This window comes from Streptomyces sp. PsTaAH-137, assembly GCF_003259365.1.
Classification (GTDB): domain Bacteria; phylum Actinomycetota; class Actinomycetes; order Streptomycetales; family Streptomycetaceae; genus Streptomyces.
Window position 1 is genome coordinate 291007 of sequence record NZ_QLLY01000010.1, and the last position, 18193, is coordinate 309199.

At 71.1% G+C, this 18193-nt stretch carries 24 protein-coding genes; 7 read left to right on the top strand and 17 right to left on the bottom strand.

The genetic code is table 11. From position 1 onward, the window contains the following. Nucleotides 1-185: 185 nt before the first annotated feature. On the bottom strand, nt 186-779 hold the full coding sequence (locus tag K377_RS23645) for an ABC transporter substrate-binding protein (protein WP_111665466.1): 594 nt from the start codon (nt 777-779) through the stop codon (nt 186-188). A 180-nt stretch (nt 780-959) separates the two neighbouring features. On the opposite strand from K377_RS23645, the gene dtd reads away from it, so the two are divergent. Continuing rightward, nucleotides 960-1385 (top strand): D-aminoacyl-tRNA deacylase, encoded by a 426-nt coding sequence (dtd, locus tag K377_RS23650; RefSeq protein ID WP_111665467.1) that lies wholly within the window; start codon nt 960-962, stop codon nt 1383-1385. 1 nt (nt 1386) lies between these two features. On the opposite strand, the gene K377_RS23655 is transcribed toward dtd, so the two are convergent. The 14 genes from K377_RS23655 to K377_RS23720 form a co-directional block, all read right to left on the bottom strand. Further along, nucleotides 1387-2367 carry a folate-binding protein YgfZ gene (locus tag K377_RS23655; protein WP_111665549.1) on the bottom strand — a complete coding sequence of 327 codons (981 nt, stop codon included), beginning with the start codon at nt 2365-2367 and terminating at the stop codon, nt 1387-1389. 34 nt (nt 2368-2401) lie between these two features. Next, nucleotides 2402-2839, bottom strand: a complete 438-nt coding sequence (locus K377_RS23660) for a Fur family transcriptional regulator (protein ID WP_111665468.1) — start codon at nt 2837-2839, stop codon at nt 2402-2404. Between the two features lie 82 nt (nt 2840-2921). Continuing rightward, nucleotides 2922-3494 (bottom strand): FABP family protein, encoded by a 573-nt coding sequence (locus K377_RS23665; RefSeq protein WP_111665469.1) that lies wholly within the window; start codon nt 3492-3494, stop codon nt 2922-2924. Nucleotides 3495-3706: 212 nt separating this feature from the next. Next, complete coding sequence (locus K377_RS23675) at nt 3707-4621, bottom strand: hypothetical protein (protein WP_111665470.1); 915 nt, start codon at nt 4619-4621, stop codon at nt 3707-3709. Then, a complete protein-coding gene (locus K377_RS41745) occupies nt 4618-5421 on the bottom strand; it encodes a hypothetical protein (RefSeq protein ID WP_161195087.1) in 804 nt (267 codons plus the stop codon). The genes K377_RS23675 and K377_RS41745 overlap by 4 nt, the downstream gene beginning before the upstream one ends. Further along, nucleotides 5418-6221: a hypothetical protein gene (locus K377_RS23685; RefSeq protein ID WP_237551649.1), complete on the bottom strand. Its 804-nt coding sequence runs from the start codon at nt 6219-6221 to the stop codon at nt 5418-5420. The genes K377_RS41745 and K377_RS23685 overlap by 4 nt, the downstream gene beginning before the upstream one ends. A 101-nt stretch (nt 6222-6322) precedes the next feature. After that, entirely contained in the window at nt 6323-6589 is a 267-nt protein-coding gene (locus K377_RS23690; RefSeq protein WP_111665471.1) for a DUF3099 domain-containing protein, read from the bottom strand. Between the two features lie 118 nt (nt 6590-6707). Continuing rightward, on the bottom strand, nt 6708-6995 hold the full coding sequence (locus tag K377_RS23695; RefSeq protein WP_054232391.1) for a DUF1416 domain-containing protein: 288 nt from the start codon (nt 6993-6995) through the stop codon (nt 6708-6710). 45 nt (nt 6996-7040) lie between these two features. Beyond that, nucleotides 7041-7886, bottom strand: coding sequence for a sulfurtransferase (locus tag K377_RS23700; RefSeq protein WP_111665472.1), 846 nt, complete (start codon nt 7884-7886; stop codon nt 7041-7043). 133 nt (nt 7887-8019) lie between these two features. Beyond that, nucleotides 8020-8100, bottom strand: coding sequence for a putative leader peptide (locus K377_RS42850; protein WP_351257108.1), 81 nt, complete (start codon nt 8098-8100; stop codon nt 8020-8022). A 189-nt stretch (nt 8101-8289) separates the two neighbouring features. Continuing rightward, nucleotides 8290-9018: a DUF2993 domain-containing protein gene (locus tag K377_RS23705; protein WP_111665473.1), complete on the bottom strand. Its 729-nt coding sequence runs from the start codon at nt 9016-9018 to the stop codon at nt 8290-8292. A gap of 70 nt (nt 9019-9088) precedes the next feature. Continuing rightward, nucleotides 9089-10306, bottom strand: a complete 1218-nt coding sequence (locus tag K377_RS23710; RefSeq protein ID WP_111665474.1) for a hypothetical protein — start codon at nt 10304-10306, stop codon at nt 9089-9091. Between the two features lie 5 nt (nt 10307-10311). After that, entirely contained in the window at nt 10312-10566 is a 255-nt protein-coding gene (locus K377_RS23715) for a MoaD/ThiS family protein (protein WP_111665475.1), read from the bottom strand. Between the two features lie 48 nt (nt 10567-10614). Further along, nucleotides 10615-11439 carry an alpha/beta fold hydrolase gene (locus K377_RS23720; RefSeq protein ID WP_111665476.1) on the bottom strand — a complete coding sequence of 275 codons (825 nt, stop codon included), beginning with the start codon at nt 11437-11439 and terminating at the stop codon, nt 10615-10617. A gap of 242 nt (nt 11440-11681) precedes the next feature. On the opposite strand from K377_RS23720, the gene K377_RS23725 reads away from it, so the two are divergent. From K377_RS23725 to K377_RS23745, 6 genes are all read left to right on the top strand, one after another. Next, the gene (locus K377_RS23725; RefSeq protein ID WP_111665477.1) at nt 11682-12497 is read left to right on the top strand and encodes a response regulator transcription factor; all 816 of its coding nucleotides are present in this window, start codon (nt 11682-11684) and stop codon (nt 12495-12497) included. A 53-nt stretch (nt 12498-12550) separates the two neighbouring features. Beyond that, nucleotides 12551-13573 carry a LacI family DNA-binding transcriptional regulator gene (locus K377_RS23730; protein ID WP_111665478.1) on the top strand — a complete coding sequence of 341 codons (1023 nt, stop codon included), beginning with the start codon at nt 12551-12553 and terminating at the stop codon, nt 13571-13573. Nucleotides 13574-13882: 309 nt separating this feature from the next. Continuing rightward, entirely contained in the window at nt 13883-14920 is a 1038-nt protein-coding gene (locus K377_RS23735; RefSeq protein ID WP_111665479.1) for a S1C family serine protease, read from the top strand. Nucleotides 14921-14960: 40 nt separating this feature from the next. Then, nucleotides 14961-15134 carry a hypothetical protein gene (locus K377_RS41750; protein ID WP_181512625.1) on the top strand — a complete coding sequence of 58 codons (174 nt, stop codon included), beginning with the start codon at nt 14961-14963 and terminating at the stop codon, nt 15132-15134. 45 nt (nt 15135-15179) lie between these two features. Further along, the gene (locus K377_RS23740; protein ID WP_111665480.1) at nt 15180-15914 is read left to right on the top strand and encodes a response regulator transcription factor; all 735 of its coding nucleotides are present in this window, start codon (nt 15180-15182) and stop codon (nt 15912-15914) included. After that, the gene (locus K377_RS23745) at nt 15911-17356 is read left to right on the top strand and encodes a cell wall metabolism sensor histidine kinase WalK (RefSeq protein ID WP_111665481.1); all 1446 of its coding nucleotides are present in this window, start codon (nt 15911-15913) and stop codon (nt 17354-17356) included. Before K377_RS23740 ends, K377_RS23745 begins: the two co-directional genes overlap by 4 nt. Before the next feature lie 3 nt (nt 17357-17359). Here K377_RS23745 and K377_RS23750 read toward each other — a convergent pair whose 3' ends face one another. After that, nucleotides 17360-17557, bottom strand: a complete 198-nt coding sequence (locus K377_RS23750; protein ID WP_111665482.1) for a hypothetical protein — start codon at nt 17555-17557, stop codon at nt 17360-17362. Between the two features lie 31 nt (nt 17558-17588). Next, complete coding sequence (locus tag K377_RS23755) at nt 17589-18173, bottom strand: transcriptional regulator (RefSeq protein WP_111665483.1); 585 nt, start codon at nt 18171-18173, stop codon at nt 17589-17591. Nucleotides 18174-18193: the final 20 nt, after the last annotated feature.

Consider the following 18193-nt stretch of genomic DNA (forward strand, 5'->3'; position numbering starts at 1 on the left):
CGCCCCATCAGGAGAGGCGCGCCACCGCTGCGCCCATCGGGAGGCGCGCGCAGCGCAGCCTCAAGGGGAGGCGGCGCGAAGCGCCTGCCTCAGGGGCGCGGGGAACTGCGCGAGAAGCGGCCACCGGGCCGCACCCGAAGAACAAACCAGGGGCGCGGGGAACTGCGCGACCGGCGGCGGGTCCGTCAGCCTCCCAGCAGGTCGGCGACCTGGGCCTCGCCCTCCCGGTAGCGGCGGGCGATCTCGGCGCTGCAGTCGTCGGCCGTGCGCTGCAAGTGCTGCCGCCTCCGCGACACCTGCTGCTCGTACCGGACGAGCCGCCCCATCCCGGCATGCAGCTCGTCATCGGTGCGCGCCCCCAGATCCGACAGCTCCACCTCGGAGAGCATCTCCGAGGCCAGCCGCCGGAACTCCTCACTGCGCGGGGTCCCGAGCGTGACGTGGCGGGCGGACGAGCGGTAACGGGTCGGCTGGTCGCGCAGGATCTCGGAGAGCCGGTCCACGACCGGGCCTTCAGGATCGCGGCGCCGCGCCAACTCGGCCCGCAGGATGTCGATCCGGCCCTGGAGCAGCCGCCGCACATAGCTCAGGTCGGCCTCGTCCTGCTGGGAATCCCGGCGCAGCGTGCGCAGTTCGGGCAGGAGCAGCGTGGCCAGGTCGGGTACGGCGACGGGCGGCAGTTCGGGGCTGTCCGTGCGCTGCACCGGCGGCCGTGACAGATGCGTCAGCGACACCGTGGCGCGCCCCGCGGGCGCCCCCGTACTCGTTGTGTGGCTCATGGCATGGGAATCCATGGTGTGTGCTTACCGTCCCCTCGACCGGACCGCGCCGTGCGCCTCCGGCGCACCACGTGTGAGCATCGTGCCACTCCGCGTGGCCACTTAGGGTACGAGTGCCCCATATCGGCCCCGGATGGGGGGTTCGGCAGCGGAATATGCCGGGCACGGCATGATGACCGTATGCGAGCAGTGGTACAGCGGGTGGACGGCGCGAGCGTCGTCGTGGACGGCGAGACCGTGGGCGAGATCAAGGGCGAGGGGCTGTGCGTCCTGGTCGGGGTGACCCACGAGGACACTCCGGAGGACGCGGCCCGGCTGGCCCGCAAGCTCTGGTCGGTACGGATGCTCGCCGACGAGAGGTCGTGCAGCGACATCGACGCGCCGCTGCTGGTCATCAGCCAGTTCACGCTCTACGGCGACGCCCGCAAGGGCCGCCGCCCCACCTGGAACGCGGCGGCTCCCGGCGAGGTCGCCGAGCCGCTGGTCGACGAGGTCGTGGCCCAGCTGCGGACGCTGGGCGCGACGGTGGCGACGGGCCGGTTCGGGGCGCAGATGCGGGTGTCCCTGACGAACGACGGCCCGTTCACCGTACTGATCGACATCTGAGCTACGGCTCGACGACGACTTCCTGGGCCGCCGCCGTGGTCTCCGCGAGGAGCGGGGCGTCGACCGGCACGTTCCGCTTCACCAGCGCCAGCGCGATCGGGCCCAGCTCGTGGTGGCGTACGGACGTCGTGACGAAGCCGATCTTACGGCCCTCGGTGCCGTCGGCGGCGAGCCGCACCTCGGCGCCGTGGGCCGGCAGGTGCACCTCGCTGCCGTCGAGGTGCAGGAAGACGAGGCGGCGGGGCGGCTTGCCGAGGTTCTGGACGCGGGCGACGGTCTCCTGCCCGCGGTAGCAGCCCTTCTGCAGGTGCACGGCGCTGCCGATCCAGCCCAGCTCGTGCGGGATGGTGCGGTGGTCGGTCTCGAAGCCGAGGCGCGGGCGGTGCTGCTCGACCCGGAGCGCCTCGTACGCGAGGAGGCCGACGGCGGGCCCGTGCTCGGCCGCGTAGGACTCCAGGTCGGCACGGGGCAGGAACAGGTCGCGGCCGTGCGCCGTCTCGCGCACCGCGGCCCCGTCGGGCACCGGGGCGAGGGAACCGGCCGGCAGGTGCACGACCGCGAACTCGGCGGTCCGGTCGGCGACCTCGACCCGGTAGAAGAACTTCATGGACTCCAGGTACGCGAGGAGCGCCTCCTGGGTGCCGGGCTCCACGTGCGCCCACGTGGTCGTGCCGTCGTCCACCAGGTACAGGGCGTGCTCGACGTGCCCGTTGGCGGAGAGGATCAGCGCTTCCGTGGCCCGGCCCGCCGGCAGGTCGCTGACGTGCTGGGTGAGCAGCAGGTGCAGCCAGCTCAGCCGGTCGTCACCGGTGACGGCGATGACACCGCGGTGCGAGAGGTCGACGACGCCGGATCCGTCGGCGAGGGAACGCTGCTCGCGGAACAGGTCGCCGTAGTGGGCGGCGACGCCTTCGTCCACGCCCTCGCCGGGGACGGCGCCGGGGAGGGTCAGCAGAGGGCTGCTCGGTGAAAGTCGCTGCATGTTCACACACACTACGACGAGCGGGCGGACGCGCTTATTCCTGCGTCCCCGCACGGCGGTCGGTGCACTTCTCGCACCGGCCGAAGATCGCGAAGTGCTTCAGATCGGTGTCGAAGCCGAACTCGGAGCGCAGCTTGTCGGTGAACTCGCGGGCCACGTCGACATCGGCCTCGATGACGCTCGTGCAGTCCCGGCACACCAGGTGGAGGTGGTGGTGCCGGTCGGCGAGGTGGTACGTGGGTGCGCCGTGGCCCAGATGCGCGTGGCTGACGAGCCCGAGCTCCTCCAGGAGCTCCAGGGTCCGGTAGACCGTGGAGATGTTGACCCCCGACGCCGTCCTGCGCACTTCGCTCAGGATGTCGTCGGGGGTCGCGTGTTCGAGGGTGTCCACGGCTTCGAGGACAAGCTGTCGCTGCGGCGTCAGCCGGTAGCCGCGCTGCCTCAGGTCGCTCTTCCAGTCGGTGCTCACCACACCGACGAGTCTATGACTACTTGGAAAAAGCGGTGACTGCTTGAGCGGCGGACCACTTGAGGACCGACTGCTTGAGGGCCGACTACTTGAAGAAGGCGATGCCGTCGTCCGGCATTTCCGGGAGGTTGCGCGCCATCTCGGCGACCTCCTCCGGGGAGACGACCTTCTTCAGCTGGGCCGACATGTAGGGGCGCAGCGGGACCTCGGGGGTCTGCTTCTCGCCGACCCACATGAGGTCGCTCTTCACGTAGCCGTAGAGCCGCTTGCCACCGCTGTACGGGCCCGAGGCCCCGGTGCGGGCGACGGCGTCCGTCGCGAGGTCGATCTGCGGCTTCTTGTCGGCCAGCTCGCCGTACCAGACCTCGACGACACCGTCGTCGCGGACCATGACGACGTCGACCTTGCGGTCCTTGCCGACGCGCCAGAAGCCGGACTCCGACTCCAGCGGCTTCACCTTGTTGCCCTCGCTGTCGAGGATCCAGGTGTGCGAGTGGTACTCCAGGAAGTCCCGCCCGTCGTGGGTGAAGGAGACCTCCTGGCCGAAGTTGGCCTTCTCGGCGCCCGGGAAATCGGTGACACCCGCGCCCGCCCAGTTGCCCAGGAGGAACGCGAGGGGAACGAGGTCGGGGTGCAGGTCCGACGGGATCTGGATCATGGAGTGCTCAATCAGGTGGGGTAGGTCAGCGCTGGCCCTGGTACAGCTTCTTCACGGTCAGACCGGCGAAGGCGAGGACGCCGACGCAGACCAGGACGAGCAGAGCGGAGAAGAAAGCCTCAAGCACGGGGTGCTCCTCGGTGAGCGGAACGTATGCGGATACAGAGCCGGGCCCCACTGTAGTCGGGTGGGGCCCGGCGCACTCGGCGAGGTCAGCCGAGCAGCTGGTTCTGCAACGCGAGGGTCTGCCGGAACGGGACGGCGCCGGCATGCCCGTCGTCCGACTGCACCACCAGGGCCAGCACGTCACCGGCCTCCACGTACGCGTACCGGACGCGTTCCTTCCCGTACGGCTTCTGCTCGCCGTAGACGTACAGATGGGTGTGCGGCACCGCGAAGGCGTTGCCCCCGAGCGAGTAGTCCCGCTCGGCCTTCGGGGCCCCGGTCAAGGTCGCCAGGCCCGTGACCAGCTGCGTGCGGTACTCGCGGGCGAACGCACCCGTGTTGAACCGCAGCAGGTAGACGCTGGTGCGCGTGCCGTCGGGCATGGTCCAGCCGCGCGCCGCGATGTGCCGCAGGCCGCCGTCCTTCAGGGCCTGGGCGAGATCGCCCCGCCCGTCCTTCTCGTACGTCTTCAGGTACGTGGCCGTGGGCAGCCAGCCGTCCTTGCCGGCCAGCGCCTTGTCCTCCCGGGCCCCTTCGGGCGCGGGCAGGACCAGCTCGCGCAGGTCGGCGAAGTGCTCCTCGCGGAGATTGCCCTCGGCGAACGCGGCGGGGGCGTCCTTCGGCAGCGGCGGCCGGACGATCTCCGGGTACTCCCAGCGGCCGTCGCTCTTCGTGGCCAGCCCCGGCAGGTCCCCGCGCTTCTGCTCGGTGACCCCGTAGGCGACCCCGGCACCGACGGCCGCGAACACGACGACGGCCGCGGTCCAGCGCAGCGCGGCCCGCAGGACCCGCCGGTCCTTCTTGACGGCGGGCGGGGGCGGGACCGGGTCCGGGTAGACCGGCGGGTGCGACGGCGGGGCCGGGAACCGGTTCGCGGGCTGCTCCGCGGACGCGGCCTCGTCGGCGGGCCGCTCCGTGGACCGGCCCGGCTCCGTGGACTGGTCTGTCGGCTGGGACGTCATACGAGCTCCCCCCGTGACGCGATGTGGTCGAGCTGCTGGGCCAGCAGATCGGCGACGGCCTTGCTGTCGATGGAGGCCGGGCCGTACGCGGTGACGGAGACCAGGAGGTCGTCCTGGTACGCGCTGCACGTCAGCAGATCGAGCTTGGTCTCCTTGTCGCGGGGCGCGCGGAAGCAGTCCGCGTTGCGGTGCCCCTTGACCTTCGGGCCCTTGCCGAAGACGCCGAGCTCCCGCAGGAACTCGGAGTGGAACTCCTTGATGTCCCGGCCCGCCTGCCGGTTCTGGATCTCGGCGAGCTGGGTCTCGACGACGAGGTCGTAGGAGTCGGCGGAGTAGCTGCGCACCGCCAGGCCCTTCAGCTTCAGCCGGTCGATCGACTTGTGCTGGGCCTCGCGCTGGCGGGACGGCAGGTTGTCGGCGCTCTTCTTGAAGCGGTCCGTCGCCTCCTTGCCGGTGATCACCTGCTCGTTGCCGAACTCGTCGATGTCGGGCCCGGGGCTGTAGCCGTCGGGCATCGGCAGCAGCCGCTTCATCAGGTCCTCGTCGGCGGAACCGGCCTTGCGCTGCTTGTCCTGCTCGGGCTTGCCCCACACCTTGGCGTGCACGGTGCGGTCGGCGTCGTTCACCTTCATCGCGGTGAAGCCGACACCGCCGGCCACGGCGAGCACGACGACGGCGGCGACCGCCACGGCGGGCCAGCGACGGCGACGGCGGGGCTGCGGCTCCGGCTGCTGCGCCTCGGGCTGCTGGTGCGCCTGGGGCTGCTCCTGCGCCTCGGGCGCCGGGGAGTGGTCGCTCACAGGCGCTCCAACTGCCGCTTTGCGAGATCCATCGCGGACTTCTTCGGGATCGGCTTGGTGTCGTACATCCAGATGTCCATCACCACGTCGCCGCGGGCCGCCAGCGAGTGGGACTTGTACAGCGGCAGATAGCCGGCCTTGGTCTCCGGCCGGTCGTAGACGTAGACGCGGCCCTCGGCGCTGCCGGGCACGGGCTCGCCGCCGTTGCCGGCGTCGTCGGCGGAGTAGTCGCCCTGCACGCTGACGTAGTCCTGGGCGGCGAGCCGCTCGGTCTCGCGGTACTGGATGAGGCTGACCGTCGTCATGGACTGGCCGCGCTCCCAGGCGACGGTCGCGGCCCGCCGGAAGGATTCGTCGGACAGGTTGCGGAACGCCCTGGCCGGTTCCTCGAAGTCCGCGGCGAACCCGTACTGGTCGATCCAGCCCTGCTGGATGCCCGACGCCTTCTGGGCGCCGGAGGGCCGCGGCACCAGCAGCTTGCGCAGGTCGCCGTCGGTCCTGAGCCGCCGGTCCTGCGCCGCGGAGAGCGCCTCGGGGGCCTTGCCGCCCTTGGCCTGGGTGACCTTCTGCTGTGCGAGCGGCGGCAGCGGGTCGGGGTCGCGGTCCGCCTGCACGACGTAACCCGTGCACAGGCCCGCGACGACGCCGAGCACGGCGGCCGCGACGATCAGCGCGGGCGTGCGGCCACGTCCGCGCCGGGGTCTCTCCTCGGGCGGCGGGCCGGGCGGCGCGTCAGGCAGCGAATCCGGCGGCGAAGGCGCCGGTGGTGGCGCGATGTGTGGTGCTTGTTCGTGATCCAACAGGTCCCCCCACAGAACTCGAAGCGCGGATTCCGTTCTCCGCGCGCACAGGAGACCCACAGCGATACTTGAAGGTTGCACGCACTCTGATCACGAAAGAGTCACCGTTGGTGCGGCGGCTTCTTCCCGTCCAGTTCGTCCCACCACTCGTCGGACTTCCGGTCGCCGGTGGGGTCGTCCCACCACCGGTCGTCGGGCCCGTGGCGGTTGGCGACGATGGCGGCGAAGGGCGGGATGACCATGGCGACGACGCACATGATCACGGCGGCGGGGACCGACCAGAGGCGTACGACGCCCCACGCCAGGACGAAGAGGGCGATGCAGACGCCCATCATGGCGAAGTAGGCGTGCTTCCGCCGCGCGTACATGTCTCCAGCGTAAGCCTGCGTGCCGCGCCCCGGGCAAGCCGAAGGGCCGCACCCCGACCAGTGGCGTCCAACCCCCTGGGGTGCGGCCCTTCAGCCGCTGCGAGTGACCGCGCGTCGCTCAGACGGCGATCGCGACCTCCGCCAGCCCGCCCGTCTGGGCGACGACCGTACGGTCCGCCGTGCCGCCCGGGACCAGCGCGCGCACGGTCCAGGTGCCCTCGGCCGCGTAGAAGCGGAACTGGCCCGTGGCCGAGGTCGGGACCTCGGCGGTGAACTCACCGGTCGAGTCGAGCAGACGGACGTAGCCCGTCACCGGCTCGCCGTCGCGGGTGACCTGACCCTGGATGGTGGTCTCGCCGGGCTTGATCGTCGAGGCGTCGGGGCCGCCGGCCTTCGCTCCACACATGCTGAACTCCTAGATACGAGAGGTCGGTTGTCGAATGACCTGTGGTTACTTGTTGGCGCCGAGCTCGATCGGCACGCCGACGAGGGAGCCGTACTCGGTCCACGAGCCGTCGTAGTTCTTGACGTTCGTCTGGCCGAGCAGCTCGTGCAGCACGAACCAGGTGAGCGCGGACCGCTCACCGATGCGGCAGTAGGCGATGGTGTCCTTGGCCAGGTCGACCTGCTCGTCCTCGTAGAGGGCCTTGAGCTCGTCGTCCGACTTGAAGGTGCCGTCGTCGTTGGCGTTCTTCGACCACGGGATGTTGCGCGCGGAGGGGACGTGGCCCGGACGCTGCGACTGCTCCTGCGGGAGGTGGGCCGGGGCGAGCAGCTTGCCGGAGAACTCGTCGGGCGAGCGCACGTCGACCAGGTTCTGGCTGCCGATCGCGTTCACGACGTCGTCGCGGAAGGCGCGGATCGAGGTGTCCTGGGCCTTGGCCTTGTACTGCGTGGCCGGGCGGTTCGGGACCTGCGAGCCGTCGACCAGGTCGCGGGAGTCGAGCTCCCACTTCTTGCGGCCGCCGTCGAGGAGCTTGACGTCCTGGTGGCCGTAGAGCTTGAAGTACCAGAACGCGTAGGAGGCGAACCAGTTGTTGTTGCCGCCGTAGAGGACGACGGTCGTGTCGTTGGCGATGCCCTTCTTCGACAGCAGCTCCTCGAAGCCGGCCTGGTCGATGAAGTCACGGCGGACCGGGTCCTGGAGGTCCTTGGTCCAGTCGATGCGGATCGCGTTCTTGATGTGGTTCTTGTCGTACGCGGACGTGTCTTCGTCCACCTCGACGATCGCCACGCTGTCGTTGTCGAGGTTGGCCTCGACCCAGTCGGCGTCGACCAGGACGTCGCTGCGGCTCATGCTGTTTCCTCCGGGGCAGTTGCGGCAAGCATGCGGAACGAATGGGTGCGGATACGCACGGTGACCCCGAGTCGTTCGTTTCGCCTCAAGGGGTCGGGAAAGCGGGAGTGCGGCCGACGGCCGACCGCCCCGCTCAGGCGGTGCGACAGAGCATGGCGGCGACGCGGCACAGGTCTACTGCCCGCCGCTTCGTGAGATCCGCCTGTCGCTTCATGGGTCCGATCGTAAAGACGCAGCGGCGGTCGTGTCACCGGCGTGTCGAATAATGAGACGAGATCGCCCGACATGTGAGATGACGTGTCTCCCGGACCCGCCACCGCCCGCCTCGGGGCGCACCGCGGCTCCGCTCACTCCTGCTGTGCGGACAGGTCCGTCTCGCACTGCGGACGCCCGCCCTCCAGCCCTACCCGACGAGACGCAGGTCCGAACCCGTCACCGAGATTTCGATGCCGTCCTCGACCGCCTCGACCTTGTTCAGCTTGATGCCCGCGGGCAGGTTGTCGATGGCCTGCTGGAAGTCGGTGACCCCGCGCAGCGCCGATTCGCCCAGGTCGAAAGAGCCGATCTTCGGCAGGCTGTCGGCGCGCGCGGAGAGCTTGCCGCCGGTGACCTTGACGGCGCTGGTGACGGTGGGGCGCAGGGTGCCCAGCGGGGTCTTGACGGCGATCGTCACCTTGACCTTGCTGTCGCCGCCGTACGCCAGGCCGTCGATCTGCGCGCTCACGCCGGGGGCGATCCGGGCGGGGCCCGCCTTGCGCACGGCCTTGAGGAGTTCGGCGTAGGAGACGCGCGCGGTGCCGGTGGCGGAGGCGGCGGTGGCCGAGCTGTAGCTGCTGTCGAACTTCACGCCGTGCATCTCGGCGTTCATGTCCGCGATGCGGATGCTGCCGTCGGCGTTCTTCGCCTCGTAGTCCTCGATGCCGATCTTGACGTCGTCCAGGGTGCCGTCGGCGACCTGGGTCAGGAACGGGAAGCCCTCGATCGACACGGAGGGGGTGCTCGCGAGGCTCTCGCTCTCGCGGATCTTGTCGGCGGCCTTGTTCTCGGCGATGTTGACCGCGACCCGGTCGGCGATCACGAACAGACCGCCGAGGATCACGACGAGGATCAGCAGTATTCGCAGTGCACGCATGTTCGGGAGGGTACGCGGGCAACCCATGACCCCGGGCCGATTCAAGCCCTCCCCCCAGGAGGGCCCGGCGTCAGCCGATGGCCCGCCCCAGCACGTACACGACCGGAGCGGCGGCGGCGAGCGGCAGCGCGACGCCCGCCGTCATGTGCACGAACCGCGACGGGTAGTCGTACGACGCGACCCGGTGCCCGATCAGCGCGGCGCCCGCCGCCCCGGCCCCGAGCAGCGCCCCGCCCGAACCGACCCCGGTGAGACCGCCCACGGCGATCCCCGCCCCGGCGCCGGCGAGCAGCGCGACCACGACGGACGCCGGGGTCGGCAGCGGCAGCGCGCGGGCCACGACGGCGACGGCCACCGCGACCGCGCCCACCGTCACCGCGTCCGGCTCGGCGGCCAGATGCCCGGCCGCCACGATCGCGAGCGCGGCCGAGACGACGGTCGCCATCAGGCCGTACATCCGCTCGTCCGGCGAGGCGTGCGAACGCAGTTGCAGGACGAGGGTGAGCAGCACCCAGACGCCGAGCGTGCCGAGGATCGCGGCGGGCCCGTGCTCCCGGCCGGCCGCGAGCAGCGCGATGTCCGCGACGACACCGCCCAGGAAGGCGAGCGCGATGCCCTGCCGGGCGGGCCACATGCCGTTGAGCCGGAACCAGCCCGCGGCGGTGACCGCCTGGAGCAGCACCAGCGGGACGAGCAGCGCGTACGAGCCGACGGCGGCGCCGCCCGCGAGCAGCAGCCCGAGCACGGCGGTCAGCCCGGCCGGCTGGATGCCCGGCTCGATGATCGGCGAACGGCCCTCGGCGCGGGCGCGCTGGGCGTCGGTGACGCGGGAGTTGCCGGTGATGGTGGCCGGGCCGTAGCCGGGCTCGTCGGACGCGGCGGCCGGCTCGGGGGCGGGCGCGGGCGCCGGGGCCTGCGGTGCCTGCGGTGCCTGCTGCTCGTACGACCAGTCCTGCTGCGGAGGCAGCGGCTGGGACGGCTGGGGCTCCTGGGCGGGATGGCCCTGCTGCTCCCCGTAGCCGTACTCCTGCTGTTGCTGCTGCGGCGGCAGATACGACTGCTGTTGCTGCTGGTACTGATAGTGCTGCTGTTGCTGCACGGGCGCCGGCTGGACCTGCGTGTCCCAGGTCTGCGCCTGCCAGTACTGGGTGGGCTCGGCCTCGTACGGCTGCTGCGCGAACTGGCCGTGCTGCTGGCCGTGCTGGTCGTACCCCTGCTGGTCGTACTGCTGCTGGTCGTACTGCTGACTCTGTTGCGGGTCGTACGGGTACTGCTCGTTGCTGCTCATCGGTGTCACCCTCCTGCGAACGGCGGGAGCACCTCGACCGTGCCGCCCTCGGCAAGCCGTACCGTCTCATGTCCGCGCGTCCCGACGGGGTTGCCGTCGACGAGGAACGAGCAGCGCTGGAGCACCCGGACCAGTTCCCCGGGGTGCCGTTCGCGGGCCGCGGCCAGGGCCGCGCCCAGGTCGTCGGCGTCGTACGGTTCCTCGGCCACGCCGGCGGCCGACTTGGCCGCCGCCCAGTAACGAAGGGTGCCGGTCGCCACAGGGCGCTCCTCTCCCCGCTTTCACGGTGCTGGTTCTCGGTCGGCGTCCTATTGTGCGGTACCCGCGGTGCGGGCCCACTCCCCGATCCGGCCGAGCAGCGCGTCGCTCGCCGCGTGCTCGGCGTGCCCCATGCCCTCCTCCAGCCACAGTTCGGCGCCGCCCGCGGCGGCCTCGGCCAGCATCCGGGGGTGGTCGACGGGGAAGTACGGGTCGCGGTCGCCGTGCACGACGAGCAGCGGCGTCGGCGCGATCATCGGCACCGACTCGACCGGCGAGAGCGGGATCGGGTCCCAGTCGTACGGATGGATACGGGTACGGAGCCCGAGCCGCCCCACCACGCGTCCCGAGCGCCGGGTGACGACCCAGTGCAGCCGCCGCATCGGAGCCGTCCCCCGGTAGAACCACCGGGCCGGAGCACTCACCGCGACGACGGCGTCGGTGCGCGCTTCGGTGCGCCCTCTGTGCAACGCCGCGTGCCGCAGCACCACGGAACCACCCATCGAAAATCCGACCGTGACGACGCGCGGATGCCCGAGGGAGCGCGCCCAGGTGACGGCCGCCGCGAGATCCAGCACCTCCCGGTCGCCCACGGTGGAACGCCCGCTCGACCGTCCGTGCCCGCGGAACGAGAACGTGACCACGGCCGCACCCTGCGCGAACACCTCGGCCGCGCGCCGCACGTGGGGCCGCTCCAGATCGCCGGTGAACCCGTGCGCGAGCACGATCACCGGCCGGTCCGCGGGCCCGGATCCGGGCTCGTAGGCGGCGTCGATCGTGACTCCGTCCTGTGTCCGGAGCATCACGCGACGCGCTCGTTCAGTGATCGGCCGCACAGAAGATCCACGTCCTTCACCTGCCGGACCGCTAGTCATGTGGGCTATTCTGCTGGGCGAAGGACTCGGGCAGTGCAGCCCCCGGGTCCTTTTGTGCTTTCAGGGGCGTTGTATACGACCTCACTCCCGACGGCACGGGCCCCGGGCGCGGGCCCACGAAATGGCCGTACAGCTACACGAAGCAGTGCCGCAAACGTCCTCGCAGGGACCGAGGAGGAACCAGACGTTATGGGCGAGCGAACCGTGCACGAACGTAGGACGACCCAGGCAGGTGGGGCGCGATGAGTTCATTGCTGCTCCTGACGAATGCCCTTCAGCCGTCGACGGAGGTGCTGCCCGCTCTCGGCCTGCTTCTGCACAACGTGCGCGTGGCTCCGGCGGAGGGCCCCGCCCTCGTCGACACCCCCGGCGCCGACGTGATCCTGATCGACGGCCGCCGCGACCTCCCGCAGGTCCGCAGCCTCTGTCAGCTGCTCCGCTCCACCGGGCCCGGCTGCCCGCTGGTCCTGGTCGTGACCGAGGGCGGCCTCGCCGCCGTCACCGCCGACTGGGGCATCGACGACGTCCTGCTCGACACGGCCGGTCCGGCCGAGGTCGAGGCCCGGCTGCGGCTCGCCATGGGCCGCCAGCAGATCGTCGCCGACGACTCCCCCATGGAGATCCGCAACGGCGACCTGTCGGTCGACGAGGCGACGTACAGCGCCAAGCTCAAGGGGCGCGTCCTCGACCTCACCTTCAAGGAGTTCGAGCTCCTGAAGTACCTCGCGCAGCACCCGGGCCGGGTCTTCACCCGCGCCCAGCTGCTCCAGGAGGTCTGGGGCTACGACTACTTCGGCGGCACCCGGACCGTCGACGTCCACGTACGACGGCTCCGCGCCAAGCTGGGCCCCGAGCACGAGTCGCTGATCGGCACCGTGCGCAACGTGGGCTACCGGTTCGTCACTCCGGAGAAGCCGGAGAAGGGCGAGCGGGTGGACAAGGAGAAGGCGGTGGAGAAGGCGGCGGAGAAGAGCGACAAGGCCGCTTCCTCCGCCAACCAGGACGAAGCGGACACGGCGGCCGCCCGGCGCGCCGAGACGGTTTCGGCCGACTCCTAGCGAGCAGGTTTACGCCCTGCCCAGAGGGTGGTCCATCCGCGTAGACTCCGCGCGTGGCCAAGGTGACTCGGGACGACGTTGCGCGACTGGCGGGTACTTCGACCGCCGTCGTGTCCTACGTGATCAACAACGGACCCCGGCCGGTCGCCCCGGCCACGCGCGAGCGCGTTCTCGCCGCGATCAAGGAGCTGGGGTACCGGCCCGACCGGGTCGCCCAGGCGATGGCCTCGCGCCGGACCGACCTCATAGGCATGATCGTGCCGGACTCGCGGCAGCCGTTCTTCGCGGAGATGGCGCACGCGGTGGAGCAGGCGGCTTCCGAGCGCGGAAAGATGGTCCTCGTCGGCAACTCCGACTACGTCGGCGACCGCGAGGTGCACTATCTGCGCGCGTTCCTCGGGATGCGGGTCTCCGGTCTGATCCTGGTCAGCCACGGTCTGAACGATCTGGCGGCGACCGAGATCGAGGCGTGGGACGCCCGTGTGGTGCTGCTGCACGAGCGCCCCGAGGCCATCGACGACGTCGCCGTCGTGACGGACGACATGGGCGGCGCCCAGCTCGCCACCCGCCACCTCCTCGAACACGGGTACGCGTACGTGGCCTGTCTGGGCGGCACCGCCGAGACGCCGTCCGTCGGCGACCCGGTCTCCGACCACGTCGAGGGCTGGCGGCGCGCGATGCAGGAGGCGGGCCGGTCCACGGAGGGGCGGCTCTTCGAGGCCCCGTACAACCGCTACGACGCGTACAAGGTGGCGCTGGAGCTGCTCGCCGGGCCGCACCGGCCGCCGGCCATCTTCTGCTCGACCGACGACCAGGCCATCGGGGTGCTGCGGGCCGCGCGCGAGCTGCGCATCGAGGTGCCGGGTGAGCTGGCCGTCGCCGGGTTCGACGATGTGAAGGAGGCCGGGCTCACCGATCCGCCGCTGACCACGGTCGCGTCGGACCGGCCGGCGATGGCGCGGGCCGCGGTCGATCTTGTGCTGGACGACTCGTTGCGGGTGGCCGGCTCCCGCCGCGAACGCCTGAAGCTCTTCCCGTCCCGGTTGGTGGTCCGCCAGTCCTGCGGCTGCGCTTAGCACTCCGTTTGGACCGGGGGTTTCGGCGCGGCCGGTCGCGCGGTTCTTCGGGTGCGGCCCGGTGGGGGCTGGTCGCGCAGTTCCCCGCGCCCCTGAAGGCTGCGCTTCGCGCGCCTCCCTTCCCCCGGTGGGGCTCTGATGAGATGGCGCACGAAGTGCGCATCTCAGGGGCGCGGGGAACTGCGCGAGAAGCGGCCACCGGCGTGCAGACGGCGAGCTGGCCGTCTTTATTTCGGGCAAACAGGGTTCTGCCGGGACTCTCAGGGCACGCTCAGGTGGCTCTCATGAACGCGGCTCAGGCTTACTGACATGACCGAGAGCTTCCGCCGCGACGGCGAGTACCCGCAGGGCCAGCAGCAGTCCCCGTACTCCGAGAGCCCGCAGCAGAACCCGGGCGCCTGGCCGCCCCCGCCGGCCTACGAGCCGACCCCGCAGCCGGAGCCCCAGCCCAGGAAGAAGCGACTGCGCGGCCCGGTCGGCCTCCTCGCCGCCGTGGCCGTAGCGGCGGCAGCCGTGGGCGGCGGCACCGCCTACGCCTTCCAGGAACTGACCGGCTCGACCACCACGGCGTCCTCCTCGACCAGCACCAACGTCGTCCCGAGCAGCAAGAAGGGCACCGTCTCCGGTGTCGCGGAAGCGGTCAGCCCCTCGATCGTCGAGATCAACGCGACGCTGAGCAACGGCTCGTCGACCGGCTCCGGCGTCGTCATCACCAGCGACGGCGAGATCCTCACCAACAACCACGTCATCTCCGGCGCCACGAGCGTCAAGGTCAAGACGAGCGACGGCACGTCGTACACGGCCGAGGTCGTCGGCACCGACGCCAAGAAGGACCTGGCGCTGATCAAGCTGAAGAACGCCTCCGGCCTCAAGGCGGCGACCCTCGGCAACTCCGACAACGTCGGCGTCGGCGACGAGGTCGTCGCGATCGGCTCCCCCGAGGGCCTGACCGGCACCGTCACCAGCGGCATCGTCTCCGCGCTCAACCGCGACGTCACCGTCTCCACGGACGAGGGCCAGCAGGAGCAGCAGCAACAGCAGGGCGGCGGCAGCGGCCAGTGGCCGTTCGAGTTCGGCGGCCAGGAGTTCAACGGCGACACCGGCTCGTCCACGACCACGTACAAGGCGATCCAGACCGACGCGTCCCTCAACCCCGGCAACTCCGGCGGTGCCCTGATCGACATGAACGGCAACATCATCGGCATCAACTCCGCGATGTACTCCGCCAGTTCGGACTCGTCCTCGTCCTCGTCGAGCGCCGGCAGCGTCGGTCTCGGCTTCGCCATCCCGATCAACACCGTCAAGGCCGACCTCGACACGCTGCGCGCCGGGGGCTCCGACAGCTGACCCGACCGTTCTCGAGCAACGACGACCAGGGAGAACCCTCATGACCAGCACCGTGCACCGTCACCCCGGGGCCAGCGCCGACCCCGCCGCCACCCGGCTCGCCCTCGCCGTCGCCTCGACGCTCTTCCCGCCGGTCACCCGGGCCCCCGAAGTGGCCCCCGCGGCGGCACCCCGCCGGGTCGCACGCGGGCGCCGCGCCACCGTGCGAGGCTGATAGTGCCCCGCAGTACTCACCCACGTACGTAAGGAAGCCCACGCCATGAGCCCCGCCGAAGGCGACCGCGACGACCGGCACCGCATCCTCATCGTGGACGACGAGCCCGCCGTCCGCGAGGCCCTGCAGCGCTCCCTCGCCTTCGAGGGCTACGGCACCGAGGTCGCCGTCGACGGCGCCGACGCGCTGGAGAAGGCGGCCGCCTACCGGCCCGATCTGCTGGTCCTGGACATCCAGATGCCGCGCATGGACGGCCTGACCGCGGCCCGCCGGCTGCGCGCCACCGGGTCCACGACCCCGATCCTGATGCTCACCGCCCGCGACACGGTCGGCGACCGGGTCACCGGCCTCGACGCCGGCGCCGACGACTACCTGGTCAAGCCCTTCGAACTCGACGAGCTCTTCGCCCGGGTCCGCGCCCTGCTGCGCCGCAGCTCGTACGCGGCGGGCGCGGCCGGCGTCGACGACTCCGACGCGCTGTCCTTCGCCGACCTGCGCATGGACCTGGCGACCCGCGAGGTCACGCGCGGCGAGCGCACCGTGGAGCTGACCCGAACCGAGTTCACCCTCCTGGAGATGTTCCTGGCCCACCCGCGCCAGGTCCTCACCCGCGAACAGATCCTCAAGGCGGTCTGGGGCTTCGACTTCGAGCCGTCGTCCAACTCGCTGGACGTGTACGTGATGTATCTCCGCCGCAAGACCGAGGCGGGCGGCGAGCCGCGACTCGTGCACACGGTGCGCGGGGTGGGGTACGTCCTTCGATCGGGGAGCGCTGAGTGAACACGCTGGTGCGGCGGCTGCGCACGCTGCCGCTCAGGTCCCGGCTCGCGCTGCTGGTGTCGGTGGCCGTCGCGGTGGCGGTGGCGGCGGTGGCGGTGACGTGCTGGTTCATCACGCAGAAGCAGCTGTACGCGCAGATGGACCAGGAGCTGCACAACCAGGTCGGCTCGCTCAACCAAAGCAGCCGCCAGCAGCAGTACGGCCTGATCAGCTGCACGGCGCTGACGGAGGGGCCGAAGGATCTGCCGGGCCCGACCATCCAGGTCATCTACGCCAACGGCAACACCTGCACCTGGCGCGGCCCCTCGGCGATCCCCGCGCAGCACTCTGACCTGGCCGTGGCGAACGGCACCAAAAGCAGCTCCCTGCACACGACGGACGCCGCCAACGGCACCTCAATGCGCGTGCTGACGGTTCCGGTGATCAACGACGACCCGCACCAGGCCTCAGGGATGGCCATCTCCATCGCCAGCCCACTCGACGAGGTCACCAAGCCCCTCACCACCCTCGCCTGGGTCCTCCTAGCCGTAGGCGGCATCGGCGTCGTCGGTGCCACGGCGGCCGGGCTCTGGATCGCCCGGACCGGGCTGCGCCCCGTCGACCAGCTCACCGAGGCGGTCGAACACGTAGCCGCCACTGAAGACCTGACGGTCCGTATCCCGGTCGAGGGCGACGACGAGATCGCCCGGCTCTCGGCCTCGTTCAACTCGATGACGGCATCCCTGGCCTCCTCCCGCGAGCTGCAACAGCAGCTCATCGCCGACGCCGGCCACGAACTGCGCACGCCCCTGACCTCGATGCGGACCAACATCGAACTGCTCACCCGCAGCGAGGAGACCGGCCGTGCCATCCCCCCGGACGACCGCAAGGCGCTGATGGCGTCGGTCAAGGCACAGATGACCGAACTGGCGGCGCTCATCGGGGATCTGCAAGAACTGTCCCGGTCCGGACTGAGCGGCACCGAGGGCCCGCTGAAGGTCGTCTCCTTCCACGAGACGGCCCGCCAGGCCCTGGAGCGCGCCCGGCTGCGCGGCCCGGAGCTGAAGATCGTCTCCGAGCTGGCCCCCTGGTACGTCCGGGCGGAACCGGCGGCCCTGGAGCGCGCGATCATCAACCTGCTGGACAACGCGGTGAAGTTCAGCCCGCCCGGCGGCACCATCGAGGTCCACCTGATGCGCGGCGCGCTGACGGTACGGGACCACGGGCCCGGCATCCCCGCCGATGAACTCCCGCACGTCTTCGACCGGTTCTGGCGCTCCCCCACGGCCCGCGCGCTGCCGGGATCCGGGCTCGGCCTGTCGATCGTGGCCCGCACCGTGGAGAGCTACGGCGGCGAGGTCGCGCTCGCCGCGGCGGACGGCGGCGGCACCGTGGCGACGATGCGGCTGCCGGGCGCGCCGACCCCGCCGCCGGACCGGCCGGCCGAGGTCACAGCGGCGTAGGACCTACGCGGGAACGGGCGCCGCTCCCTTCTGCGGTGCGGCCAGCCGCAGCCCGACCTCGACGAGGGCCCAGCCGAGCCGGGTGCGCAGGGCCACCGGGTGCCGGCCGGCGACGGTGGCGGCGAGCCGGTCCGCGTCGGCCTCGGCGCGGAGTTCGGCGGCGCGGCTGTCGTGCAGGGCGAGATGGATCTCGGAGTGCATGGGAAAGCCTTTCGGTCCGTCGCTGCTGATGTCAGTCGCTGCTGATGGGGAAGGCGTGCGTGTGGACCCGGACCCGCTCGGCCCGCGGGTCGTCCTCGGTGACGGCCAGATCGCGGTACTCGGCGATCAGGACGTGCATCTTCTCGATCAGTTCCTCGGCGAGCTCCGGCGTGAGCCGCAGCGTGTCGCTGCTCAGGTCCGCGACCCGGGACCACTCCTCGGCCCAGTCGCGGCGGCCGCCGAGCCACGTGGACAGGTTGCGCATGTGCGACGTGGCGACCTCGTGGAGGTAGAAGTCGGCGGCGCCGCGCACCTCCGGGTCGTCGTCCTCCAGCAGGGCGTTGTCGACGGTCAGGCCGCGATAGACCGCCCCCCACCACCGCTCCCGCCCCTTGCCCCGCTCCGGCACGTCCTCGACGAAGCCGTGCGCGGCCAGCTGGCGCAGGTGGTAGCTGGTCGCACCGCTCGACTCGCCCAGCTTCTCCGCGAGTTGGGACGCGGTGGCAGGACCGTCGAACCGCAGGGCATCGAGCAGCCGCATACGCAGCGGATGCGCGAGGCCGCGCAGCGAACGGGCGTCGAGATCGCGGACTTTGGGCGGGGTGGGCTCCGGCATGCGTACAAAGATAGCTATGC